The organism is Pigmentiphaga litoralis, from assembly GCF_013408655.1.
GTDB classification, from domain to species: domain Bacteria; phylum Pseudomonadota; class Gammaproteobacteria; order Burkholderiales; family Burkholderiaceae_B; genus Pigmentiphaga; species Pigmentiphaga litoralis_A.
This window is the reverse complement of sequence record NZ_JACCBP010000001.1, coordinates 2,931,291-2,952,661: the sequence shown is the minus strand read 5'-3', so window position 1 is coordinate 2,952,661 and position 21,371 is coordinate 2,931,291. Positions and strand designations below refer to the sequence as shown.

At 60.5% G+C, this 21,371-nt stretch carries 21 protein-coding genes; 10 read left to right on the top strand and 11 right to left on the bottom strand.

Translation table 11 applies throughout. The features are described 5' to 3' along the window. Positions 1-18: 18 nt before the first annotated feature. Positions 19-732: an acyltransferase gene (locus HD883_RS13280; RefSeq protein WP_179584698.1), complete on the top strand. Its 714-nt coding sequence runs from the start codon at positions 19-21 to the stop codon at positions 730-732. A 34-nt stretch (positions 733-766) separates the two neighbouring features. On the opposite strand, the gene HD883_RS13275 is transcribed toward HD883_RS13280, so the two are convergent. The 3 genes from HD883_RS13275 to HD883_RS13265 all read right to left on the bottom strand — a co-directional run bounded on the left by HD883_RS13275 (position 767) and on the right by HD883_RS13265 (position 2,923). Continuing rightward, the gene (locus HD883_RS13275; protein ID WP_179584700.1) at positions 767-1,744 is read right to left on the bottom strand and encodes a LysR substrate-binding domain-containing protein; all 978 of its coding nucleotides are present in this window, start codon (positions 1,742-1,744) and stop codon (positions 767-769) included. A gap of 91 nt (positions 1,745-1,835) precedes the next feature. After that, positions 1,836-2,507, bottom strand: coding sequence for a DUF1028 domain-containing protein (locus tag HD883_RS13270; protein ID WP_179584702.1), 672 nt, complete (start codon positions 2,505-2,507; stop codon positions 1,836-1,838). Between the two features lie 2 nt (positions 2,508-2,509). Beyond that, positions 2,510-2,923, bottom strand: a complete 414-nt coding sequence (locus HD883_RS13265; protein WP_179584704.1) for a RidA family protein — start codon at positions 2,921-2,923, stop codon at positions 2,510-2,512. Between the two features lie 162 nt (positions 2,924-3,085). Between HD883_RS13265 and HD883_RS13260 the strand changes: the two genes are divergently transcribed. Genes HD883_RS13260 through HD883_RS13250 form a run of 3 tightly spaced genes read left to right on the top strand, consistent with a single transcriptional unit; the run spans position 3,086 to position 5,817 of the window. Continuing rightward, a complete protein-coding gene (locus HD883_RS13260) occupies positions 3,086-4,111 on the top strand; it encodes an ABC transporter substrate-binding protein (protein ID WP_179584707.1) in 1,026 nt (341 codons plus the stop codon). A gap of 28 nt (positions 4,112-4,139) precedes the next feature. After that, positions 4,140-4,994, top strand: a complete 855-nt coding sequence (locus HD883_RS13255) for an ABC transporter permease (protein WP_179584710.1) — start codon at positions 4,140-4,142, stop codon at positions 4,992-4,994. Position 4,995: 1 nt separating this feature from the next. Next, positions 4,996-5,817: an ABC transporter permease gene (locus tag HD883_RS13250; RefSeq protein ID WP_179584712.1), complete on the top strand. Its 822-nt coding sequence runs from the start codon at positions 4,996-4,998 to the stop codon at positions 5,815-5,817. Positions 5,818-6,000: 183 nt separating this feature from the next. Here the strand turns inward: HD883_RS13250 and HD883_RS13245 are convergent, their stop codons facing one another. From HD883_RS13245 to HD883_RS13230, 4 genes are read right to left on the bottom strand one after another with little or no spacing between them, the layout of a single operon-like run. Beyond that, positions 6,001-6,963, bottom strand: coding sequence for a 2-hydroxyacid dehydrogenase (locus HD883_RS13245; protein ID WP_179584714.1), 963 nt, complete (start codon positions 6,961-6,963; stop codon positions 6,001-6,003). Then, positions 6,960-7,418: a type II 3-dehydroquinate dehydratase gene (locus HD883_RS13240; RefSeq protein ID WP_179584716.1), complete on the bottom strand. Its 459-nt coding sequence runs from the start codon at positions 7,416-7,418 to the stop codon at positions 6,960-6,962. The genes HD883_RS13245 and HD883_RS13240 overlap by 4 nt, the downstream gene beginning before the upstream one ends. Before the next feature lie 9 nt (positions 7,419-7,427). Next, a complete protein-coding gene (locus tag HD883_RS13235) occupies positions 7,428-8,168 on the bottom strand; it encodes a glutathione S-transferase family protein (RefSeq protein ID WP_179588580.1) in 741 nt (246 codons plus the stop codon). Positions 8,169-8,173: 5 nt separating this feature from the next. Continuing rightward, positions 8,174-9,313, bottom strand: a complete 1,140-nt coding sequence (locus HD883_RS13230; protein WP_179584718.1) for an ABC transporter ATP-binding protein — start codon at positions 9,311-9,313, stop codon at positions 8,174-8,176. Between the two features lie 227 nt (positions 9,314-9,540). Here HD883_RS13230 and HD883_RS13225 point away from each other — a divergent pair, with 227 nt between their 5' ends. The 6 genes from HD883_RS13225 to HD883_RS13200 all read left to right on the top strand — a co-directional run bounded on the left by HD883_RS13225 (position 9,541) and on the right by HD883_RS13200 (position 16,600). After that, positions 9,541-10,794: a flavin-containing monooxygenase gene (locus tag HD883_RS13225; RefSeq protein ID WP_179584720.1), complete on the top strand. Its 1,254-nt coding sequence runs from the start codon at positions 9,541-9,543 to the stop codon at positions 10,792-10,794. A 59-nt stretch (positions 10,795-10,853) separates the two neighbouring features. Beyond that, on the top strand, positions 10,854-12,146 hold the full coding sequence (locus tag HD883_RS13220; protein WP_179584722.1) for a dihydroorotase: 1,293 nt from the start codon (positions 10,854-10,856) through the stop codon (positions 12,144-12,146). 5 nt (positions 12,147-12,151) lie between these two features. After that, positions 12,152-12,922, top strand: a complete 771-nt coding sequence (locus HD883_RS13215) for a lysophospholipid acyltransferase family protein (protein ID WP_179588581.1) — start codon at positions 12,152-12,154, stop codon at positions 12,920-12,922. A gap of 264 nt (positions 12,923-13,186) precedes the next feature. Further along, a complete protein-coding gene (locus HD883_RS13210) occupies positions 13,187-14,305 on the top strand; it encodes an acyltransferase family protein (RefSeq protein WP_179584725.1) in 1,119 nt (372 codons plus the stop codon). Positions 14,306-14,336: 31 nt separating this feature from the next. Beyond that, a complete protein-coding gene (locus HD883_RS13205) occupies positions 14,337-15,419 on the top strand; it encodes an NAD-dependent epimerase/dehydratase family protein (protein ID WP_179584727.1) in 1,083 nt (360 codons plus the stop codon). Next, positions 15,419-16,600: a DegT/DnrJ/EryC1/StrS family aminotransferase gene (locus tag HD883_RS13200; RefSeq protein ID WP_179584729.1), complete on the top strand. Its 1,182-nt coding sequence runs from the start codon at positions 15,419-15,421 to the stop codon at positions 16,598-16,600. The genes HD883_RS13205 and HD883_RS13200 overlap by 1 nt, the downstream gene beginning before the upstream one ends. Positions 16,601-16,706: 106 nt before the next feature. Here HD883_RS13200 and HD883_RS13195 read toward each other — a convergent pair whose 3' ends face one another. From HD883_RS13195 to galU, 4 genes are read right to left on the bottom strand one after another with little or no spacing between them, the layout of a single operon-like run. After that, entirely contained in the window at positions 16,707-18,119 is a 1,413-nt protein-coding gene (locus HD883_RS13195) for a mannose-1-phosphate guanylyltransferase/mannose-6-phosphate isomerase (protein ID WP_179584730.1), read from the bottom strand. Positions 18,120-18,170: 51 nt separating this feature from the next. Beyond that, the gene (locus HD883_RS13190; RefSeq protein ID WP_179584732.1) at positions 18,171-18,992 is read right to left on the bottom strand and encodes a symmetrical bis(5'-nucleosyl)-tetraphosphatase; all 822 of its coding nucleotides are present in this window, start codon (positions 18,990-18,992) and stop codon (positions 18,171-18,173) included. Further along, complete coding sequence (gene lptG / locus HD883_RS13185; RefSeq protein ID WP_179584734.1) at positions 18,989-20,164, bottom strand: LPS export ABC transporter permease LptG; 1,176 nt, start codon at positions 20,162-20,164, stop codon at positions 18,989-18,991. The genes HD883_RS13190 and lptG overlap by 4 nt, the downstream gene beginning before the upstream one ends. A gap of 56 nt (positions 20,165-20,220) precedes the next feature. Next, entirely contained in the window at positions 20,221-21,057 is an 837-nt protein-coding gene (galU, locus tag HD883_RS13180) for a UTP--glucose-1-phosphate uridylyltransferase GalU (protein ID WP_179584736.1), read from the bottom strand. Positions 21,058-21,371: the final 314 nt, after the last annotated feature.

Sequence of the window (21,371 nt, the reverse complement as noted above, 5' to 3'; positions counted from 1 at the left end):
CCAGCGGATGCCCTCGCCATGAAAATCATCAAGAAAGTCTTGCGGCGCCTCTACTTCCTGTACTGCCGTGCAGGAAAAACCGTCGCCTCCTGCCAGCCGGGCGTCTCCCTGAAAAAGGGCGTGACCTTCCTGGGACTTCCCATCATCACCCTGATGGCAGACTCCACCCTGGAAATCGGCCAGCGCACCGTGCTCGTTTCGACATCGATGGTGGCCGATCTGGGTGTCATCAACCCCGTCATCTTGCGAACGGTGCGCCCGCACGCCCATATTTCGATCGGCGATGACGCCGGCCTGACTGGCACAGTCATCTGCGCGGCCAAGTCGGTCACGGTGGGGCGGCACTGCCTGATCGGGTCCGACGTAATCATTGCCGACAACGACTTTCATCCGGTCACGGCGCCCAATCGCCGCTATGAACGCGACCCCGATCGGATCGGCGCCAAGCCCGTCGTGATCGGCGACAACGTCTTCATCGGGGCACGGTCCGTGATCCTCAAGGGTGTCCACATCGGCGACAACGCCGTGATTGGCGCGGGGTCGGTCGTCACGCACGACATCCCGGCCAACACGATCGCAGCGGGCAATCCGGCGCGCGTGGTGGCGGGCGTCCCGCCCATCCGCAGCCTGTCCATGCTGCGTGACACCGGCATGCCCAGCTTCGACGATCTGGCCGGACTGCAGCCCATCGTGGTGGCCTCGGCGTCGGCAGCGTCACAAACGACGCATTGAAGCGCGCAGACGGGGTGGTGGCCCGCGGCGGCGCCTAGGCCACGCTGTCGGGCGGCGGCGCCACCATGTGCGGATCGAAGAAACTCGCCGCACTCATGCCGGGAATGTATTGGTCCGAAATGTAGGACCGGCAACGCTGCATGAACACTTCCACCAGGCGGGATCGTTTCATGGCGCTATAGGTGGCCAGGCCCAGCAGCATTGGCCGGTTCTCGCCGGCCAGGCGGCGCCGCACCAGGCGTTTGCCGTCCAGCGACTGATTGGATTTCGGCCGCACGTTGAACAGCGTGTAGCCGATGCCATTCGCCACCATCGACCGCACCACTTCTTCGGACCGCGACCGCGCCACAACATTGGCCGGCACGCCGGCCTTTGCGAACAAGGACAGGAAGTACTCGCGGCTTATGGGCAAGTCCAGCAGCACCATGGGTTCCGGGGACAATTCCTCGAACGTGACCGCGGGCTGCAGCGCCAGGGGATGCAGTTCGCTGACCAGCACGTGGGGCGGCAGATGGGCCAGCGTTTCGAAGGTGATCTCGTCGGTCAGCTGCAGGTCGTAGGTGATCGCGACATCGATCTCGTGCGCGTGCAGCTTGTTCATCAGCTCCTGCTGATCGCCTTCCACCAGCCGCACTTCGACTTTCGAGAAGGCGCGGGCAAAACCGAAAATGACTTCGGGCGCCAGCATCGGCGTCAACGGCTGAAAGCTGCCGACCCGCAGCACACCCTGGATCGCATTGCTGGAGTCCGACGCAATGTCATACAGGCGAGACGCGCGTTCCAGCAGGTCTTCGCACTGCTGCATCACCAGCGTGCCCACGGTCGTCAGCGCCAGGCCTTTGGACGGATGTCGCACAAAAAGCTGCACGCCCAGTTCGGCTTCGATATGCGCGATCGCGGCCGAGATGGACGGTGATGAAATGTGGACCTGGGCCGATGCCGAGGCAATGCTGCCCAGCTTGGCAGTGGCCACGAAATATTCCATCTGGCGCAAGGAAAGGCGATTGAGCATGGCAGGGTACGGAAGGGCGGCTGACGCAGGAGCCATAGCATGCCAGATCGACCCGCCGCGGTCGCCTGCCGCGGATGACTAGGCCGGTCGCCTACAGATCTCCGGGCACGCCGAAGCTGGGCGCCGCACGCGGGTCGCGGGCGCGGGTGATGTAATCCTGCACCTGCGGCTCGTAGATCTTCCACGTCTCGTACAGCGCCTGCACGGGATCGGCATCCACCCAGTCCAGCCGCAGGTCCACCATGGGCCAGTCCAGGTCGCCCACCACCAGCAAACCGGCCGAATGCACCGGGCCTGCCTCGCCACCCGCCGCCTGCCCGGCCAGGAGCGCCAGCATCAGGCGTTCGGCCAGCGCGCCGTCGGCCGCATCGAATGCCTCCAGCATGCGGGCCGGCACGTCCAGCGACGCCAGCATGTTGCCGGCGCACGCGGCATGCTCGCCCAGTGCACTCGCCAGGGTGCCCAAGGCGCTGGCGCCCGTAAAGATCGCGGGCGGGTTTGTGGCATCGATCGCCATCAGCTGCCGGTAGGCAATAAAGGGCCGGTCCTGCAGGGCGTCCAGCGCCTGCTGCGGCCCGTGCCCCGCGGCCATCAAGTCCAGCAACCGCGGTCCCAGGCCCGGGTCGGTAATGTTCTGGCTGACCGCCGCGCCGACGCCGCTACGGGCGCGGATGCAGCGGGCCGCCACCGCGGGGGACGATGACGACACCGCCGCACCGAACTGCCCGGTCGCGGGGCAGCGCGCAATGATGGAGAACGTCATGGTCAGTCCGGGATCACGGCGGTGGCGTCGATCTCCACCAGCCATTCGGGCCGGGCCAACGCCGACACCACGATCCCGGTCGACACCGGAAACACGCCCTTCAACCAGGTCCCCACCACGCGATACACCGCCTCGCGATAGCGCGGGTCGATGATGTAGATCGTGATCTTGCAGATGTCTTCCAGCTCGCCGCCGGCTTCTTTCATCAGCATGGCAATGTTCTTCATGGCCTGTTCCGCCTGCCCGGCCACGTCACCGATGCAGACGCTTTCCGACGTGTCCAGGTCCTGGCCGATCTGGCCCCGCAGGAACACGGTGCGCCCCCGCGCCACCACGGCCTGGCACAGGTCGTTGTCCAGGTTCTGCTCGGGGTAGGTGGCCTTGGTGTTGAAGGTCCGAATGCGTGTGTGTTTCATGATCGGGTCGCCCAAAAGTCAGTCTCGACTTTGTACCGTGGGGCCTTTCAGGCGGCACCTCGGGAATTGTGAGCCAGGCATAAGGAAAAGGTGACTTGGTGCCGTGTGCCCTGTCTCCCATCATTGCCCTACACCGCTTCACTCAACCCAGAGGGCACTGCAATGATCCGAAAACTCATGACTGCCGGTTTGCTGTCGGCAACCTTGTTTGCGAATGTGGCCTGGGCTCAGGATGCCCTCGTCATCAGTACCTGGGGCGGAAGTTTCCGTGACCTCATTGACGAGAACATCGGAAAGGAATTCACGAAGCAGACCGGCGTGCCCGTCAAATACGTGACTGGCGGCACCATCGACCGGCTCAATAAAGCCAAGCTGGCGTCGACCCCCGAAAGCGACATCACCTTCACCACCTCGCATATCGGCTGGCTGTACGCCAACGGCAATCTGTTCGAAAAGCTCGATACGTCCAAGATCCCGAATTACTCGCACCTGGTGGACCAGGCCAAGATCAGCCCCTTCCACATCGGCAGCTGGGCCTACGTCTACACCATCGGCTATCGCCCCGACGCCGTGCCGGCCAACATCAAGTTCGACAGCTGGAACGACCTGTGGAAGCCTGAACTGAAAGGCAAGCTGTCGGTACCCGACTTTGACCCCAGCCACATCATTGCCGTGTCCGCCATGCTGTCGGGTGGCGATGCCAAGACCTGGGAAAAGGGCCAGGAAAAGCTGAAGGCGCTCAAGCCCAACATGAAGGCGTTCTACACCAACGACGCCAACAGCCAGCAACTGATCGCCACGGGCGAAACGCCGGTGCAGGTGCTGCTGTCCATGAATGCGTATTACATGATCGGCCAGGGCGTGCCCATCAAGGTCGTCATGCCGAAAGAAGGCGCCGTGCTGGGCGTCGACGCCATGGGCATCATGAAAGGGTCGACCAAAACCGAACTGGCCTACAAGTTCATGAACATTGCCCTGTCGTCCGACGTGCAGTCCAAGATCGTGGCCTTCAAGAAAGCCAGCCCGGTCGTCGACAACGCCAAGGTGTCCGCCGCCGACGCAGCCTTGCCCGGTGTCTTCACCACCAAGGAACAGTGGAAGTCGCAAGCGATTGTGATCGACAACCAGTTGCGCGCCGAAAAGACGGCCGAATGGCGCAAGTGGTTCACTGAAAACCTGATGAACTGATCGGTCACGACCAGGAGCCCCAAGAATGATGGCCATGCGTTCCGGGCTCAGAGCCTCCTTGTTGTCCCCGGCCTTTCTGGTCGCGGTCTGCATCTGCGTGGCGCTGCTCAGTGTCTTCCAGTTCAGCTTCCGGGCCTTCGTGCCCGGATCGATGGACGTTGGTGGCCTGACGCTGGCCAACTTCACCACGCTGAACAAATCGATCTATCTGGATGCGTTCATCAACACGCTGCGGCTTAGCGTCGAGACCACCGTCCTGTCCTTGCTGGTGGCCTATCCACTGGCCTACGCCCTGGTGCGGGTGCGCCGGCGGGTGCTCAAGTCCGCCATTCTCATCATCTCGATCACGCCGCTCTTCCTGGGCGAAATCGTTCGCACCTACTCGTGGATCATCGTCCTGGGCAGCAATGGCTTCTTGAACACGATGCTGCGCAAGCTGGGCATCATCGATCAGCCGCTGTCGCTCATGTTCACCCACCTGGGCGTGCTGGTCGCCCTGGTGCACGTGACCATCCCGGTGGTGGTGCTGATGCTGGCCACCGCCATTTCGCACATCAACCGCGATTACGAAAAGGCAGCCCAAAGCCTGGGCGCCGGCCCCATCCGCACCTTCCTGACCGTGACGCTGCCGCTGTCCATGCCCGGCATTCTGGCCAGCGTGACGACCGCGTTCGCGTGGACCTTCAGCGCGTTTGCCACCCCGCAGATGATAGGCGGGGGCCGCGTGCCGACGGTGTCCACCCTGGTCTATCAACTTGGATTTTCGTCGATGAACTTTCCGCTGGCGGCCAGCCTGAGCGTGGCGGGCCTGGCCATGACCATTGCCGCGCTTGTCATCCTGGGCCGGTTCACCCGGCGCATGAAACTGGCCGGAGGGCACTGACATGCGCACCCACCATTCCGTCTCGTTGCCGCTGCGTATTGCCGGCCCGGTTGTCGTCTTCCTGATCCTGGCCTTCGTCATGCTGCCGGTGGTCGTGGCCGTGCTGGCCGCCTTCAACGAAAAAGCCATGCTCAGCTTCCCGCCCGAAAGCTGGTCGTTGAAATGGTTCGAACGCGTCTTTACCTACAGCGACTTCAAAGACGGCTTTCATGCCAGCCTGATCGTTACCGCATGGTCGTCGGTGATCGCATTGGTCGTCGGCACGGGCCTCGCCATCGCCGTCAAACGGCTGGAATTTGTCGGCAAGGAAACGCTGCAGGCCATCCTGCATTCGCCGCTGGTCATCCCGCATTTCACCTTGGGCCTGGGCCTGTTGATCCTGGTGTCGCAGCTCAAGCTGCAGCGCGGGTATGCCGTGGTGATTCTGTGCCACGTCATGCTGGTGCTGCCCTTTGTGCTGCGCAGCGTCTACGTGTCCATGGAAAACCTGGACGAACGCCTGGAACAGGCCGCCGCCAGCCTGGGCGCATCGCCGCTCAAGGTGCTGTTCACGATCACCGTGCCCCTGCTTGCGCCCGGCTTGTTCGGTGGATGGTTGTTCGCCGCAATCATGTCGTTCAGCGAATTCACGGCGTCCTTGTTCATCACGACCCAGGCCACGCAGACGCTGCCGGTCTCCATGTACAACTATGTCCGCGAATTTGCCGATCCGACCCTGGCCGCGCTGTCGGCGGTCTACATCGTGGTGACCGCCTGTGTGCTTGCGTTTGCCAACTACTTTCTGGGGCTGGGCAAAGTGCTGAACATCGAAGACAGCCACTAGGCGAAAAAAAGCGCGGGGGAGATCCCGCGCTTTGTGCAGCATGCTGATGGGCTTGTCCTGGTACCTGCTTGCTGGTGTCGGTGCGCTGATGTTGGTGCCCTGATGTTGGTGCCCTGATGTCGGTGCGCTGATGTCGGTGCGCTGATGTCCGTGCGCTGAACTCAGCGTGCTGATGTCGGTGCCTTAATACCCGCGCGAAGGATCCACCTGATTCGCCGGCGCTTCCCTCCGCGACACTCGCAAAATGTTGTCCGCGATTTGCTTCGCCGACGATGACGGGATCGCCACCGACGCCAGATGCGGCGTGATCAACACATTTTCCATCGCCCACAATGGGTCGCCCGCAGGCAAGGGTTCCTGCGCAAACACATCTAGCGTCGCCGACCCGATATGCCCGTCGCGCAGCAGGTCCGTCATCGCCGCCTGGTCCACCAGAGCACCCCGCGCCACGTTGATCAATGCCGCGCCCTTGGGCAGACGTGACAGCCGCGCACGGTCCAGCAGGCCGCGCGTGTCCGTCGTCAGCGGCAACATCACCACCAGAATGTCGGCCTGCTCCAGCACCGTATCCAGCGTCTCGATGCCCGCAAAACATTGCACACCGTCGATCTGCCGCGGGCTGCGCGACCACCCCATCACGGTAAAGCCCTGGCGCTGCACTTCGCTGGCAGCCAGTGCACCCAGCTCGCCCAGGCCAAGCACCGCGACACGAATCGTCTCGGGCGACCGCGGATGCCGGTACGCCCATTGCCCGCGGCGTTGAGCCTGCTCAAAATGCGGGATCTCGCGGGCGTGGCGCAGCGTGGCAAACAGCACATAGCCCGCCATCATGCGCGCCATCTGCGGGTCGGTAATGCGGGTAATCGGCACACCCGCCGGAAGGTCGCGACGGCCCACCAGCGAATCCACGCCCGCGCCCAGATTGATGATCAGCCGCAGATTCACCATCTTGTCGAAGAAGCCTTCGGGCGGCTTCCAGGCCAAAGCGTAGTGGATAGCAGCGGGATCGGTGATCTCGCCTGTCGCGCCTGTTGCCCCAGCATCGACGATGGCCATGCCGGGCAGATGCGCGTGCAGCGCGTCCCGCCACACCTCAAAGGCATCGAACGCGCTGGAAAATACCAGGGTGCCGGAAGGAGACGTCATCGGCGGATCAGACGCGACATGGCCTCGATCGCCAGTTCGTACCCATCTCCACCCAGCCCGGCGATCACGCCATGCGCCGCCTTCGAAATATAGGAGTGATGACGGAAGGGCTCGCGCTTCCAGATGTTGCTCATGTGGACTTCGATGATGCTGCCCGGGAACGACAACAACGCATCCAGGATGGGGATGGACGAATACGTCAGCCCGGCCGCGTTGATGATGATGCCCTGGGCAACGCCGCGCGCTTCCTGTATCCAGTCGATCAACTGGCCTTCGTAGTTGGACTGCCGAAAGTTCAGCGTGATCTGCAGGCTCTCGGCCTTGGCTTCACAGCGTTGTTGCAGCACGGGAAAGCTGTCCGACCCGTAGGTGTTGTTGGCATCCAGGCCATACAGATTGGCGTTGGGACCATTCAGGAACCAGACCGTGGCGGGGGGCAGGGTGGGGGGTGTCATGGGGCAGCCTCAGGCATCGTGCGGTAGGGTGGCCTGCATCGCGGGCAGGGTGCGAAACACGGCATGCCAACGTGCGGTGCCGGGGTAACGCGCGGCCCAATCCAGTTTCGGGAACCGGAAGTCCAGATAGCCCAGCGCGCACCCCAGGGTGACGTCGCCGATGGTCGGCGTGTTGGATGTGAGCGAGTTCGAAGTGAGCGAGTTCGATGCGGGCAAGTTCGACGTCGGCGCATTCGAAGTAGGCGCGTTCGACGTCGGCGCATTCGATGCGGGCGCGGACAACGGATCTACCGACGCCTGAAACAGTGCGGCGGCCTGGTCTTCGATTTCGGCCAGTCCGGCTTCGACCTTGACCAGCTGCGCGTCATACCACTCGGTCCATTGCATGTCCGCAGGGCGCGCCGTGCGTTCATAGCGCGCCAGCAAGGCCGCATCCAGCAGGCCATCACCCAGCGCCTGCTGCGTCAAGGCCTGCCAACGCGCGGCGCCTGATGCGGGGAACAACTGCGTGTCCCCCGCGCGGCTGGCCAGGTATTCGCAGATCACGCGGCTGTCATACAAAGACTGCCCGTCTTCCAGAACCAGCGTCGGCACCTTGGCCAGCGGGTTATGCGCGGCAATGCGGTCGTCCCGCCGGATCGGATGCGCCGCGCTGGGCAACCATTCGATCTGGTCGGCCTGCCCCGTCAGGTGCGCACACACCATCACCTTGCGCACAAAGGGCGACGTAGGCGCGTACAAAAGTTGCATCGTGGTCATGGTGTTCTCGTGAACAGACTGATGCCATCTTCCGGCAACGCCAGCCCCGCCACGGCCCCGACGGGCCACAGCCGCATCGCGTCCAGCCCGGCGCTGCGCACCATCACCAATTGCCGCCCGGCCACCGGAATATCCACATCGATATAAGAATTCACATGGTCACCCTGGAACACATGATTGACCACCGTGCCGCTCAGCACCGATGCCGCATGCAGGCCTTCCATGCGGATCTGTTCCGGCCGCACATACATGTCCAGCCGGCCACCTTCGTGCGATCCCCCCACCAGGCGTTCGCGCGGCACCTGGATCAGGCCCGCCCCCAGGCGCACGTGCACACCCAATGCGTTCTCGCCGTGATAATGGCCGGGCAGGATATTGACGTCGCCCAGGAAGGACGCCACGAACGGATCCTGCGGATTGCGATACAGCTCATCCGGCGTCGCGATTTGGCGGATCACACCGGCCGACATCACCGCAATGCGATCCGACATGGCCAAGGCTTCCCCCTGGTCATGCGTTACAAAAATCGTGGTCACGCCCAGGCGCCGCTGGATCTCGCGTATTTCCACCTGCATCGATCCGCGCAGGCTTTTATCCAGCGCCGAAAACGGCTCGTCCAGCAGCAGCACCTTGGGGCGGATCACCAAGGCGCGGGCCAGGGCCACACGTTGCTGCTGGCCGCCCGACAACTCGCGCGGCTTGCGATCGGCCAGGCCATCCAGCCGCACCATCGCCATCACTTCTTTCACGCGCTGATCGATCTCGCTGTTGGCCATGCCGCGCACCCGCAAGCCGTAGCCGATATTGCGCGCCACGGTCATGTGCGGAAACAGCGCATAGCTCTGGAAGACGATGCCGATCTGGCGTTGATGCGCCGGCTCGTTGGTCACCAGCTGCCCATCGATAAAGATCTCGCCATTGTCCGCATTGGCAAAACCGGCGATCAGATTCAGCAGGGTCGTCTTGCCGCAGCCCGACGGTCCGAGCAGCGTCAGGAATTCGCCACGCCGGATCTTCAGCGACAGCTCGTGCAGCACGGTCTGGTCGCGGTATTTCTTGACGACGCCTTCCAGGCTGACCGCGATGGAGGAGGGCGCGGTGTCATACGCGGAGGCAACGGGTTCGACTGAGTTCATGGCTTCCTGGGGATTGACGACCTGTTTGAAGGATACGGCAGCCCCCTGCAATCGATGCTTTGTGGAATTTGACCCGGCCCTTAGGAAAATCAGAACAAGGTGCCTAAGCTTTTTCCTAAGCTCCGAGTCCAAAAAACCGGGTTCCCAGCCCGGCCGACTGTGGCCACACTCGACGCCATGCATGAAGCTGTCGCTCGCCGTCGAGCCGACCTATCTAGGGATGAACAATGTCAGTCGAAACAATCAATACGCTGGTGGTCGGTGGTGGCCAGGCCGGGGTCGCCATGAGCGAAAACCTGAGCGCCCTAAGCATTCCGCACATCGTGCTCGAACGCGGCCGCATTGCCGAACGGTGGCGCTCGGAACGCTGGGACTCGCTGGTGGCCAACGGCCCGGCCTGGCATGACCGCTTCCCCAGCCTGAAATTCGACGACGTCACCCCGGACACCTTCCCGCCCAAAGAACGCATGGCGAAATACTTCGAGGACTATGCAACGCTCCTCAAGGCCCCGATCCGCACCGGCGTCGCTGTCACGCACGTCAAGCGCAACGAAGGCCGCCCGGGCTTTACCGTGACGACATCGGACGGTGGTGTCATCGAAGCCATGAATGTCATTGCCGCGACCGGGCCGTTCCAGACGCCGTCCTACCCCAGGATCGTTCCGGAAAGCGCGGGCATCCAGCAACTGCATTCCTCCGCGTACAAGAACCCAAGCCAGCTGGCCGACGGCGCCGTGCTGGTCGTAGGCGCCGGCGCATCGGGCTCGCAGATCGCCGACGAACTCAACAAGGCTGGCAAAAAGGTCTACCTGTCGGTCGGCGAACACTACCGTCCCCCGCGTTCCTATCGCCAGCGCGACTACTGCTGGTGGCTGGCCGCGCTTGGCAAGTGGGACGAGGTCAAGGTCAAGCCCAAGAAAGAACACGTGGCGTTTGCCGTCAGCGGCTATGAGGGCGGCAAGACCATCGACTTCCGCAAGCTCGCCCACAGCGGCATCACCCTGGTCGGCATCACCCGCGCCTATGTGGGCGGCGTCATGACCTTCGACGAAGGCCTCGGCAAGAACATCGCTCAAGGCGACGCCGACTACTTCGACGTCCTGCGCGAAGCCGATGAATACATCATTCGCAACGGCCTGGACCTGCCCCCCGAGCCCGACGCCTGGGTCATCCCAGCCGACCCCGACAGCCTGACCCATCCGATCCTGAGCCTGGACCTGGCCAAGGCCGGCATCACCACCATCCTCTGGGCCACCGGCTTCAAATACGACTTCAACTGGCTTGATGTGGCCGCCTTCGACGACAAAGGCGACCCCCTGCAAAAACGCGGCATCTCCGCCGAAAAGGGCATCTACTTCCTGGGCCTGCCTAACCTGACCAACCGGTCCTCGTCCTTCATCTGGGGCGTGTGGCACGACGCCAAATACATTGCCGACCACATCTGGGTGCAGCAGGACTACCTGGCGTACGACAAGGCATAGTCATCTGGCCGCAGGCGGCGCCCTGTAGAATTCCGGGGTCACAGGCAATCACTGACCTCATGAATCTGCACATCAAAGGCGGCCGCCTTATCGATCCGGCCAATGGCGTCGACGCCGTGCAAGACCTGTATATCGCGGGCGGCCGCGTCGTCAGCATCGGCGCGGCGCCCGGCGGCTTCGTGCCCAACCGGGTCATCGACGCGACTGGCCTTGCCGTGTTGCCTGGCCTCGTCGACCTGTCCGCCCGTCTGCGCGAACCCGGCTTCGAATACCGCGCCACGCTCGAATCCGAAATGAACGCCGCGCTGGCCGGCGGCGTCACCAGCCTCGTCCTGCCGCCCGACACCGACCCCGTCCTGGACGAACCTGGCCTGGTCGAAATGCTCAAGCACCGTGCGCGCCAGCTCAACCAGGCACACGTCTATCCGCTGGGCGCCATCACCGTCGGGCTCAAGGGCCAAGTCCTCACCGAAATGGCCGAGCTGACAGAGGCCGGCTGCGTCGCCTTCTCGCAAGCCGATGTCGCCATTACCGACACCAACGTGTTGATGCGCGCCATGCAATACGCGCGCACCTTCGACTACGCCCTCTGGCTGCGCCCCCAAGATCCCTGGCTTGCTGCGGACGGCGTCGCCGCCAGCGGCGCCATGGCCACGCGACTGGGTCTGAATGGCATCCCCGAACAAGCCGAAACCCTGGCCCTGCAGACCATCTTTGAACTGCAACGCGCCACCGGCGCCCGCGTCCACCTGTGCCGCCTGTCCAGCGCCGCCGGCCTGAAACTGGTCCGCGCCGCCCGCGCCGAAGGCCTGCCCGTCACCTGCGACGTCAGCGCCCACCACGTCCACCTGACCGACATCGACATTGGCTACTTCGACTCCAACTGCCACCTGATTCCGCCCCTGCGCGGACAACGCGACCGCGACGCCATCCGTACGGGTCTCGCCGACGGCACCATCGACGCCATCTGCTCCGACCACACCCCGGTCGACGACGACTACAAAATGCTGCCCTTTGCCGAAGCCGAAGCCGGCGCCACCGGCCTGGAACTGCTGCTGTCCCTGGCACTGAAATGGTCCCGCGACTGCCGCCAGCCCTTGTCCCTGGCCATCGCCCGCGTCACCAGCGAACCCGCCAAACTGTTAGGCACCCGCGCCCTCGCATCCTGCGGGCAACTTGGTTTGGGCTCGCAAGCCGACCTGTGCCTGGTCGCCCTGGACGAAGAATGGATGGTCAGCGCCGACACCCTGCTCAGCCAAGGCAAACACACCCCCTTCCTGGGCATGGAACTGCCCGGCAAGGTGATGACGACCATCGTGGGCGGCCTGATCGCCTATCAAACGGCGCGCTGATCGTGCTGCACTTGCTGCGTTTCCTGATCCGCATCGTCGGCGTCATCGCCTGGATCCTGCTGGGCTTCGTCATCCTGCTCGGTTACTACCAGTGGGCCTCCATCTCGCGCCGCGACGCCCTCTACAAATGGTGGTCCACGGTATTGCTGCGGATCTGCGGCGTCCGCGTTGACGTCATTGGCGAGCCACTGGCATTCGGCAGCGGCCTTTTAGTTGCCAACCACGTCAGCTGGATCGACATATTCGTTCTATGCAGCCGCCGCGCCACGATATTCGTGGCCAAACGCGAAATCCGGCAGTGGCCCATATTGGGTTGGCTGGTCGCCCTGGTTGGCACGATATTCATCGAACGCGGAAACCGCAAAGCCGTAACGAATGTCGGCATTCAAATGGGCCGCCGATTTGAAACGCATCAGCTGGTCGGATTATTCCCGGAAGGCACCACGTCAGACGGAATGGACGTGCTGCCCTTCCATGCGGGGTTATTTGAACCGGCCTTGCAATCCGGCGTGGCCATACAGCCGGTGGCCTTGCGCTACCGATTGCGCGGCCAACGCAGCAGCTTCGCCGCGTATGTGGGAGACGAATCGTTGATCGCCAACGCGTGGCGGGTGCTGGGGGAGAGTGGGGTGTCGGTAGACGTCGTATACCTGCAGCCCATCCGCCGGTCGGATAGCGAATCCGGCTACGGATCGCGGCACGAGTTGTCGGAGAAGACGCGGCGGGCGATCCGGGAGCAGGTGGTCGAGGGGGAGTTCGTGCGGAAAACAAGATAAAGCTTCCCCGGCGCGTGGCTTCCCTGCCGACTTATCTTCAACGTACAAGGTGGGTTTGCCAGTAGCATTTCGCTGACCGCTTGTCATGCAGTGGATACCTCCATCCTTGCAGTGCAGGACAAGAGTAGACGGCATCTCCGCTCAGTCGCTAGGCTAAGAACAAAAGTTGAGCAGTGCGGGACGTTTGTGTGAGAATGTTATGCGGAATACCGGGTTCCGAGGATGTTGTCCTTTAAGTTACTAATGCCATCGATGAGAAGATAAATGGTCAAACCGTCTCCAGTTCTTGATGGCCTCCGTGGAACTGCATCAATCGTAATTCTAGTCCTGCACTTTCTCGTTGGTTTGGAGCGGGAATACATTATCCCTCATGCAGGCTTAGCAGTAGATTTCTTTTTCATGCTTAGTGGGTATTGTATTACCTCATATTATGCTGCTCAGGCATCAAGTCAAGTCTCTGGTCGCAAGCTATTTCTTGTACGTGCAGCGAACTACTACCCCGCGATTTTACTGGGTCTTGCACTTGGGTTCAGCGTTTATTTGTTGAAAGTTTCAATGTTGGCCGAAAGCGTCAACTGGATTGTGGTTGCGATTAATTTGGCTTTGTCGGTTTTTTTAGTGCCTTCACCTTTCGCGCTGACTGACACGTGGGATTTTATTTATCCGTTTAATGGTGTTACTTGGTCGATAATGGCCGAGTTGTCGATGGTTTTTCTGTTTGGAGCTTTCTTTGTGAATATGAGAAAGTCCCTACTGGTAATTCTGGTTATAGCTGGCGCGGCAGCCGCCACCTATCAGTGTTTTGTTTTCGGTGCGGTCACTGGGGGAATGAACTGGAGTCATATCGGAGATCATTCCCACCATTACATGGCCACAGTCGCAGGGTTTTCATTGCCTTTGCCTGTGTTTATTCCCTTAGCGTTAGTGCGGGCGTTTTTCCCGTTCTTCTGCGGCGTTTTGATCTATCGATGTTTTAGCTGCCGGCTTGGCGTCGGTGGAATTTACGCGGTGATTCCGCACTTTCTCCTTGCGGCAGTCCTTCTGACGTCCCTGCCCGTTTCTCGTTGGATCTATGAAAGCATCGCTATTACAATAATTTTCCCGATTATTTTGATGTGGGGGAGTCTTGCGCATGCAGGTGATCGTTACACCCGTATCTGCCACTGGCTAGGGAACATTGCCTACCCACTTTACTTGACTCATTACCCGCTGGTCATCGTTTTTTCTTATCTCATTCGAAAGAGTGGTGATCGCGTTCCCCTTTCTTTGTGGATCGCGGTGGAATTCGTTGTATGTGTCGCGTTTGCTCGTCTAGTATTTCTAGTAGTTGATAATCGCTTCCGTCGAAAAGTCCTGCCTAGGTTCGCATCAGCTGTGGACTGATACCACCACCTAAATCATCGAGAAAGTAAGCATGAATGAATTCTCTGCTGCCAGGTCACCCGGCGGAAAGGTGTTGGTTGCTGGTGGAGCTGGATATGTCGGCAGTATCTTGGTTCCGCTGCTGGTTGAAGCGGGATACAGCGTCGTAGTACTAGACCGGTTTTTCTTTGGCGATAGTCTTGCGGCAACCGCATCGGCGAAGCGAGGGTCACTGAAGTTAGTACGAGCCGATATACGCGATGTCGATGATTCAGTACTTGAAGGCGTTGATTCGGTCGTTGATCTATGTGGCATTTCCAACGATCCAGCGTGTGACCTCGATCCGGCTGTTACGACTGCCATAAATGTCGGCGGCGCTTCGCGGCTGATTGAACTGGCCTTGACGGTAGGCGTACGACGATATGTGTATGCGTCTTCATGCTCGGTTTACGGATATGGCGAACGCCTGCAGATGACGGAGGCGACGCAGTGCTCTCCGCAGACCTTGTATGCACAGTCTAAACTAAAGATTGAGCAGCTGCTTTTAGCGAAAGGCCGGTGCTCCAGTGGAATTTTTCAACCGGTCGTTCTTAGGCTCGGAACCCTTTTTGGCGTGTCACCCCGCATGAGATTCGACCTCGCATTGAATGCCATGGTGAAATCCGCATACGCGGAGGGGAAAATATGTGTCGATGGTGATGGCCTTCAGTGGCGGCCTTTTGTACACGTGGGTGATGCGGCATCGGCGTTTATTATTGCGCTGAATGCGCCTTCGAGGCTTGTTTCGAACAGGGTGTTCAACATCGGTGTGGGAGAAAATAACTGGCAGATTCGAGATTTGGCCATCGATATACAGCTCTGCTTGCCAGGGTCAGTTATTGCGTACAGCAAGCAATGTCGCGATTCAAGAAACTATAATGTAGATTTCGCCGCGGCAAAGACTGAGTTGGGATTCTCAGCTTCAACGTCGGTCAAGCAGGGAATACATGAGGTCATCGAGGCAATCGGTTCTGGAAAGGTGGATCTTAATGATGAGCGGTCGAACACGGTGCGACACTACCGCGCGTTGTTTGCTCAATCAGGTCTCGGCCTTATGCTGCCCGTAGTGTCGGTTCCTGAAGCCAGCATCGCGTAATGAAAGTCGAGTTTTACCGGCATCAGATGGGAGTTGACGAAGCGGTGGCGTGGCGGCAGGTGCTCGACACGGTTTTCTTGACTTTGGGACCCAAGGTGGAAGCCTTCGAGGAGGAACTCGCCAAGTTCTTGGTGCGTGGTCTTGAAGGGGTGCCCGGCAGCACGTCTATTGCACCCCATGTCGTCGGAACCAATAGTTGTTCAATGGGATTGCTGCTGGCGCTCAAGGCACTCGGTGTCGGACCCGGCGATGAAGTGATCACCACGGCGATGACCTTCGCCGCGACTGCTAGCGCCATATTGCATCTGGGTGCTCGCCCAGTTTTGGTGGATGTCGAACGGACGACAGGATTGATCGAGCCGCGGGCCGTCGAGGCAGCCATTAGCCCTCGGACAGTGGGTATTTTGCCTGTCCACCTCTATGGTCAACTTGCCGATATGCGAGCGTTATATGACATCGCGAACAGGCACTCGTTGTTTATTGTGGAAGATTCGGCGCATGGTGTGGAGATGGAGCGCGATGGTGTACGTCCAGGTGATCTTAGTGACTGCGCGGTTTTTTCGTTTTATGCAACCAAAAACCTGACTTCCGGTGATGGCGGAGCAATTTCGACTAGAAATTCGACTTTGGCCGATCGGCTCCGGCGCCTGCGCAACCATGGGATGTCGCGATCTGCGAGCGACAGGCATCTATCGGTGCATCAGCACTGGGATATGGTGGAACTCGGCTATAAGGCCAATATGACAGACTTAGATGCGGCGGTGCTTATGGCTCAGCTTCCGAAGGCAGAAACTAAACGCGAAAAGCGTGAGCAGCTTGCGAATCGATACGAGGCGGAATTGAGCAGCCGTGTCCTGGAGATCGGATTGGTTAAGCGTTGCGGACAGAGTTCGCACCATCTCTTTACCATACAGATTGTCGATAGTGTTGCAGCTCATGGACAGCGTCGCGATGCGATGTTGGTTGATCTCAAGACGGCCGGTATCGGTACGGCGGTTAATTATCGCGCTATTCACACCCTGACTTATCTAAAAGAAAAATTGGGGATTTCTTTGGGTGCGCTTCCTAATGCCGAGGCCATTGGAAATGCCACGTTGTCGTTGCCGCTCTATCCGACACTTTTGGAGACTGAACAGCAATACGTCATTGATGCTGTGGTTGCCAATTGGCGCCGCGCTTAATTGCGGGATGCACTCCGACAAGCAGGTGACGACGCTTCAACAAAAAGCCCAGGTCCGTTAGGACACTGGGCTTTTAACTGCGCAACTCGAAAACCGGTCTTTAGGTTTATGCGCGGCCGTAACGATCCTCGAACCGGACAATATCGTCCTCACCCAAATACGCACCCGACTGCACTTCGATCAGTTCAAGCGGGATCTTGCCCGGGTTTTCCAGCGCGTGCACCACACCAACCGGAATGTAGGTCGACTGGTTTTCCGTCAGCAGGATTTCCTTGTCGCCCAACAGCACCGTAGCTGTACCCGACACCACAATCCAGTGCTCGGCACGGTGGTGGTGCATCTGCACCGACAGCTTCTGACCCGGCTTCACGGTAATCCGCTTCACCTGATAGCGCCCACCGTTGTCGATCGAATCGTACGAGCCCCAAGGACGGAACACTTCCCGGTGCGCCGTCACTTCCGACCGCTTCTTGGCCTTCAGTTGATCAACCAGTTTCTTCACGTCCTGAACACGGTCCATCGGCGCAACCATCACAGCATCCGACGTCTCAACGATCACCATGTTGTCCAGTCCCAGGCCAGCCACCAGTCGGTGCTCAGCGTGAATATAACTGTTCGTGACGTTAGCCGTAATCACGTCGCCCTTGAGTGCGTTGTTCGACTCGTCGCGATCCAACGTCGCCCACACCGAGCCCCAGGCGCCAACATCGCTCCAGCCGGCGTCCATCGGCACGACCATGGCCTTGTCCGTCTTTTCCATCACGGCATAGTCGATCGAGTCGTCGGGCGAAGCCGAGAACTGCGCGTTGTCCAGGCGGATGAAATCCAGGTCGGTCTTGGCGGCATCGAACGCAGCGCGCGCTGCAGCCAGCACGGCCGGGCAGTGCTGTTCCAGCTCAGCCAGGATCACCGAGGCCTTGAACATGAACATGCCGCTGTTCCACAGGTGGCGGCCACCCGACACGTATTCCTGGGCTGTCTCGGAATTGGGCTTTTCAACGAAGGCTTCGACGGCAATCGGCCTCATCGTCGTCGTCGGTTCGCCCACGCGGATGTAGCCGTAGCCCGTCTCGGCCGCCGTCGGCACGATGCCGAAGGTCACGAGCTTGCCGGCTTCGGCAGCAGGTTGACCGGCGCGGATCGAAGCTTCGAACGCGGGGATGTCTTTGATGGCGTGGTCAGCAGCCAGCACCAGCAGGATAGGGTCATCGCCCTTGGCCGTTGCGGCAATCGCGGCAGCGGCAATGGCTGGCGCGGTATTGCGGCCGACCGGCTCCAGCAGGATGGCCTGCGGGTTGACGTCGATCGCACGGCATTGTTCGGCCACGATGAAACGGTGCGCTTCATTGCTCACGATGATGGGAGCCAGAGCCCCCGTCGACAGGCCGCGCAAGCGCTCAAGCGTGCCCTGGAACAGGCTGACATCATCCAGCAACTTGATGAATTGCTTGGGATGCAGCGCGCGAGACAGAGGCCAGAGGCGCGTACCGGAACCGCCTGACAGGATTACGGGGATCATGAAGCAAAGCTCCGCAAGAATATTTTTAAGAAAAGGTCTCAGACCTTCGAATCAACCAGGAACTCGATACTGCGGACATTGAACCTGGACGAGCTGCCGGTCATCCAGCCGCACCGCCGTCAGTTGTCCCCCCCACACGCAGCCGGTGTCCAGGCCCAGGACTCCAGGCTGGCGTACCAGGCCCAGAGTCGACCAATGGCCGAACACGACAGTGACCGACGCCGTTGCGCGGCCCGGCACGTCAAACCATGGCACATGGCCGGCAGGCGCATCGCCCGCCGCGTCCTTGGCGTCAAAGTCCATCGTGCCGTCCAGCGTGCAATAGCGCATGCGCGTCAACGCATTCACGATCACCCGCAAACGATCCGGGCCTTGCAGGCTATCCGACCAGGCCGCCGGCGCATTGCCGTACATCCGAGTCAAAAAGTCCCGCCACTTCGGTCCGCGCAACGCGGATTCGACCTCGGACGCCAACCCAAGCGTCTGGGCCGCCGTCCACGCCGGCAACACGCCCGCGTGCACCATCAGGTGCCCGCGTTCAAAGTGCGCCAATGGCCGCGACCGTATCCACGCCAACAACTGGTCCGCATCCGGCGCATCCAGGATTTCCTGCGTCGTATCCGACTTTCCGGGCTTTCGGATCCCGGCCGCCACGCCCAGCAGATGCAGGTCGTGATTGCCCAGGATACTGACTGCCCGGTTGCCCAGCGCCATGACCGTACGCAGCGTCTTGAGCGAGGCCGGACCCCGATTCACCAAGTCACCTGCAAACCAGAAACGAGCTTGCGGATCATTGGCGATCTCGGGCCGCGCCAGCAAGGCGTCCAGCGAGTCGCAGCAGCCCTGCAGATCACCGATCGCCCAGATGCTCATGCCCGCGACCCCCGCAGCGCCTTCCATCGCCGCGAAATCGTGCTGCCGTACTCAACGATCAGCACTGCCGTCATCGCCAGCACCAGGGCCAACGCATTCGGCCCCACTGCCGTCAACCACGCCGGCCACTTGTTCAGCATGCCGACGTTCAATGACAGCTGATTCAGCATGAAAAACCCGACGCCCAGCAAAATTCCCAGGAACACCTTTGCGCCCACGCCGCCGCGGCGCGTTTGCATGAAGCCCAACGGCGCCGCGATCGTCACCATCACCAACAACGTGAAGGGGTAAATCAGCTTACGCCACACAGCTACGATCTGGCGCTCCGCCACAAGGTGATTTGCGCTCAGGTATCCGATGTAGTCAAAGAGGTCGATGAAAGACATTCGCTCAGGTGTTAGGACCCGGGCAAACAGCAATTCTGGCGTCAGAGACGTTGGGACGGAGCGCGTCGCTTCCTTGGTAACCACCACCGGCGGCGTCGTTGCACGCGAACCTTTGGCCAACGCGGACTCAGTCTCTGGGCTGATAGTGTTGACCGTCACATCCTTCAACGAAAGCTCGCCTGTACCAAAAGCGCCACTCACAGCGGTGACCGTCGACGTCAGTTGTCTTTCAGCATTGAAGTCATACAGCGTGATCGTCAGTGCCCCACCGCCGGACTGCAGCGCGCCCACGTTGATGATCCGGTCACCCTCGGGCGTGGTTTCCTTGAACCAGTAGCCGCTGCGCAATACCCCGGCATTCTTGCCGGCGCTGCCGGTCAGCGACAAGGTTGCTTCGCTCAATTTAAGCTCGGCGGCCGGCGTCAGGAATTCAGCCAGGATCAGCGCAAAAATGACCACCGGGATCGTCACGATCCACAGCATCACCAGCATCCGCATCCCGCTGATGCCAGACACTCGCAAGATCACCAACTCATGCCGCTGAGCCAGCCCAGCAAGCGCAAGGATCGAACCGATCAACAAGCCGATCGGCAGAATGTCGTACAGGCGGGTGGGAAGGGCCAGCAGCTCAAGAAAGAGCAGGTGGTAGATCTTGAAGTCGCCGCGGCCGACCTTATCCAGGTCGTCCACAAGCGCAAAAAACGTGAACAGGCCCACCAGTGCAATGAGCACGACGGCGGACGAGCGGTAGATCTCAGTGGCGAGGTAGCGGCGGGCAGTTTTCACTTGGACAGCGCAGGTCTAGACAAGCTGCAGTGTAAAGGAAGCGCCCGCCCGAGCCCTCACTCGAAGCCGTGGTACTTGCGGCCGAGCGCAACTGTTGCTTCGAACAGACCCGCCTTGTTGCCGCAGTCGTAGCGCTTGCCTTCGTAGCGGTGAGCAAATACTTTGCGTTGGGCATTCATCAGGGCGGCAATGCCGTCCGTCAGCTGGATCTCGCCGCCGGCGCCTTTGCCGATCTTGCGCAGGTGGTCGAAAATCTCGCCTTCCAGCACATAGCGGCCAACGACTGCCAGAGTGGAAGGTGCTTCCTCGGGCTTGGGCTTTTCGACCATGCCGAACACTTCTGCCGTGGCGCCAGCCGCTTCGTGGGTGTCCACGATGCCGTACTTGGACGTGTCCTTGCGTTCGACGTCCTGAACCGCCAGCACGCTACCGTTGTTTGCGCGAGCCACATCGACCAGTTGCTTGGTGACAGACACGTCGGCATCGAGCAGGTCATCCGGCAGCAGCACAGCGAAAGGCTCGTTGCCAACCGCAGGTTCAGCGCACAGGACGGCATGACCCAGCCCAAGCGGAGCGGGTTGGCGAATAAAGATGCAATTAATGTTGGCGGGAAGGATGCCGCGCACGATCTCGAGCAGCTCATGCTTGCCCTTGGCGGTCAGTTCGGCTTCCAGGTCGGGCATCGTATCGAAGTGGTCTTCGATTGCGCGCTTGCTCCGACCGGTCACAAAGATCAGGTCGGTGATACCTGCTGCAATGGCTTCTTCAACTGCGTACTGGATCAGTGGCTTGTCGACGACGGGCAGCATTTCCTTTGGAATTGCCTTGGTGGCGGGCAGGAAACGGGTGCCAAGGCCGGCGACGGGAAATACGGCTTTACGGACAGGATTCATGAAAGCGCTCTTTTTGGGGATGCGTGATTTTGCGATGAACGGCTTGGCTTGTGGCCGCTACTCAGTGAATTTGTAAGAGGCTGTGGGGTTTCACGTGCAGCTTAAACAATAGGACACAAATTAAAAGCCGGGAATCTACAACAAACGGGCGGAAGACAATTGATTGACCGGAATTACGCGAAAAACTTGTCCGCGTGCGGAACGCGGCGAACCGACTGGTACAAGGAAAATGAGTCGGAATCAGGCGTAGCTGCGTTGTCAAGCTTGAGGCGTGCTCGGATGGTGCAGCAATCCCCGCAAAGGACGGCTTCACC

Excerpts from the sequence above, each read along its gene's own strand:
- HD883_RS13280 (WP_179584698.1), top strand. The coding sequence starts at position 19 with ATGAAAATCATCAAGAAAGTCTTGCGGCGCCTCTACTTCCTGTACTGC.
- HD883_RS13275 (WP_179584700.1), bottom strand. The coding sequence starts at position 1,744 with ATGCTCAATCGCCTTTCCTTGCGCCAGATGGAATATTTCGTGGCCACT.
- HD883_RS13270 (WP_179584702.1), bottom strand. The coding sequence starts at position 2,507 with ATGACGTTCTCCATCATTGCGCGCTGCCCCGCGACCGGGCAGTTCGGT.
- HD883_RS13265 (WP_179584704.1), bottom strand. The coding sequence starts at position 2,923 with ATGAAACACACACGCATTCGGACCTTCAACACCAAGGCCACCTACCCC.
- HD883_RS13260 (WP_179584707.1), top strand. The coding sequence starts at position 3,086 with ATGATCCGAAAACTCATGACTGCCGGTTTGCTGTCGGCAACCTTGTTT.
- HD883_RS13255 (WP_179584710.1), top strand. The coding sequence starts at position 4,140 with ATGGCCATGCGTTCCGGGCTCAGAGCCTCCTTGTTGTCCCCGGCCTTT.
- HD883_RS13250 (WP_179584712.1), top strand. The coding sequence starts at position 4,996 with ATGCGCACCCACCATTCCGTCTCGTTGCCGCTGCGTATTGCCGGCCCG.
- HD883_RS13245 (WP_179584714.1), bottom strand. The coding sequence starts at position 6,963 with ATGACGTCTCCTTCCGGCACCCTGGTATTTTCCAGCGCGTTCGATGCC.
- HD883_RS13240 (WP_179584716.1), bottom strand. The coding sequence starts at position 7,418 with ATGACACCCCCCACCCTGCCCCCCGCCACGGTCTGGTTCCTGAATGGT.
- HD883_RS13235 (WP_179588580.1), bottom strand. The coding sequence starts at position 8,168 with ATGCAACTTTTGTACGCGCCTACGTCGCCCTTTGTGCGCAAGGTGATG.
- HD883_RS13230 (WP_179584718.1), bottom strand. The coding sequence starts at position 9,313 with ATGAACTCAGTCGAACCCGTTGCCTCCGCGTATGACACCGCGCCCTCC.
- HD883_RS13225 (WP_179584720.1), top strand. The coding sequence starts at position 9,541 with ATGTCAGTCGAAACAATCAATACGCTGGTGGTCGGTGGTGGCCAGGCC.
- HD883_RS13220 (WP_179584722.1), top strand. The coding sequence starts at position 10,854 with ATGAATCTGCACATCAAAGGCGGCCGCCTTATCGATCCGGCCAATGGC.
- HD883_RS13210 (WP_179584725.1), top strand. The coding sequence starts at position 13,187 with ATGGTCAAACCGTCTCCAGTTCTTGATGGCCTCCGTGGAACTGCATCA.
- HD883_RS13205 (WP_179584727.1), top strand. The coding sequence starts at position 14,337 with ATGAATGAATTCTCTGCTGCCAGGTCACCCGGCGGAAAGGTGTTGGTT.
- HD883_RS13200 (WP_179584729.1), top strand. The coding sequence starts at position 15,419 with ATGAAAGTCGAGTTTTACCGGCATCAGATGGGAGTTGACGAAGCGGTG.
- HD883_RS13195 (WP_179584730.1), bottom strand. The coding sequence starts at position 18,119 with ATGATCCCCGTAATCCTGTCAGGCGGTTCCGGTACGCGCCTCTGGCCT.
- HD883_RS13190 (WP_179584732.1), bottom strand. The coding sequence starts at position 18,992 with ATGAGCATCTGGGCGATCGGTGATCTGCAGGGCTGCTGCGACTCGCTG.
- galU (WP_179584736.1), bottom strand. The coding sequence starts at position 21,057 with ATGAATCCTGTCCGTAAAGCCGTATTTCCCGTCGCCGGCCTTGGCACC.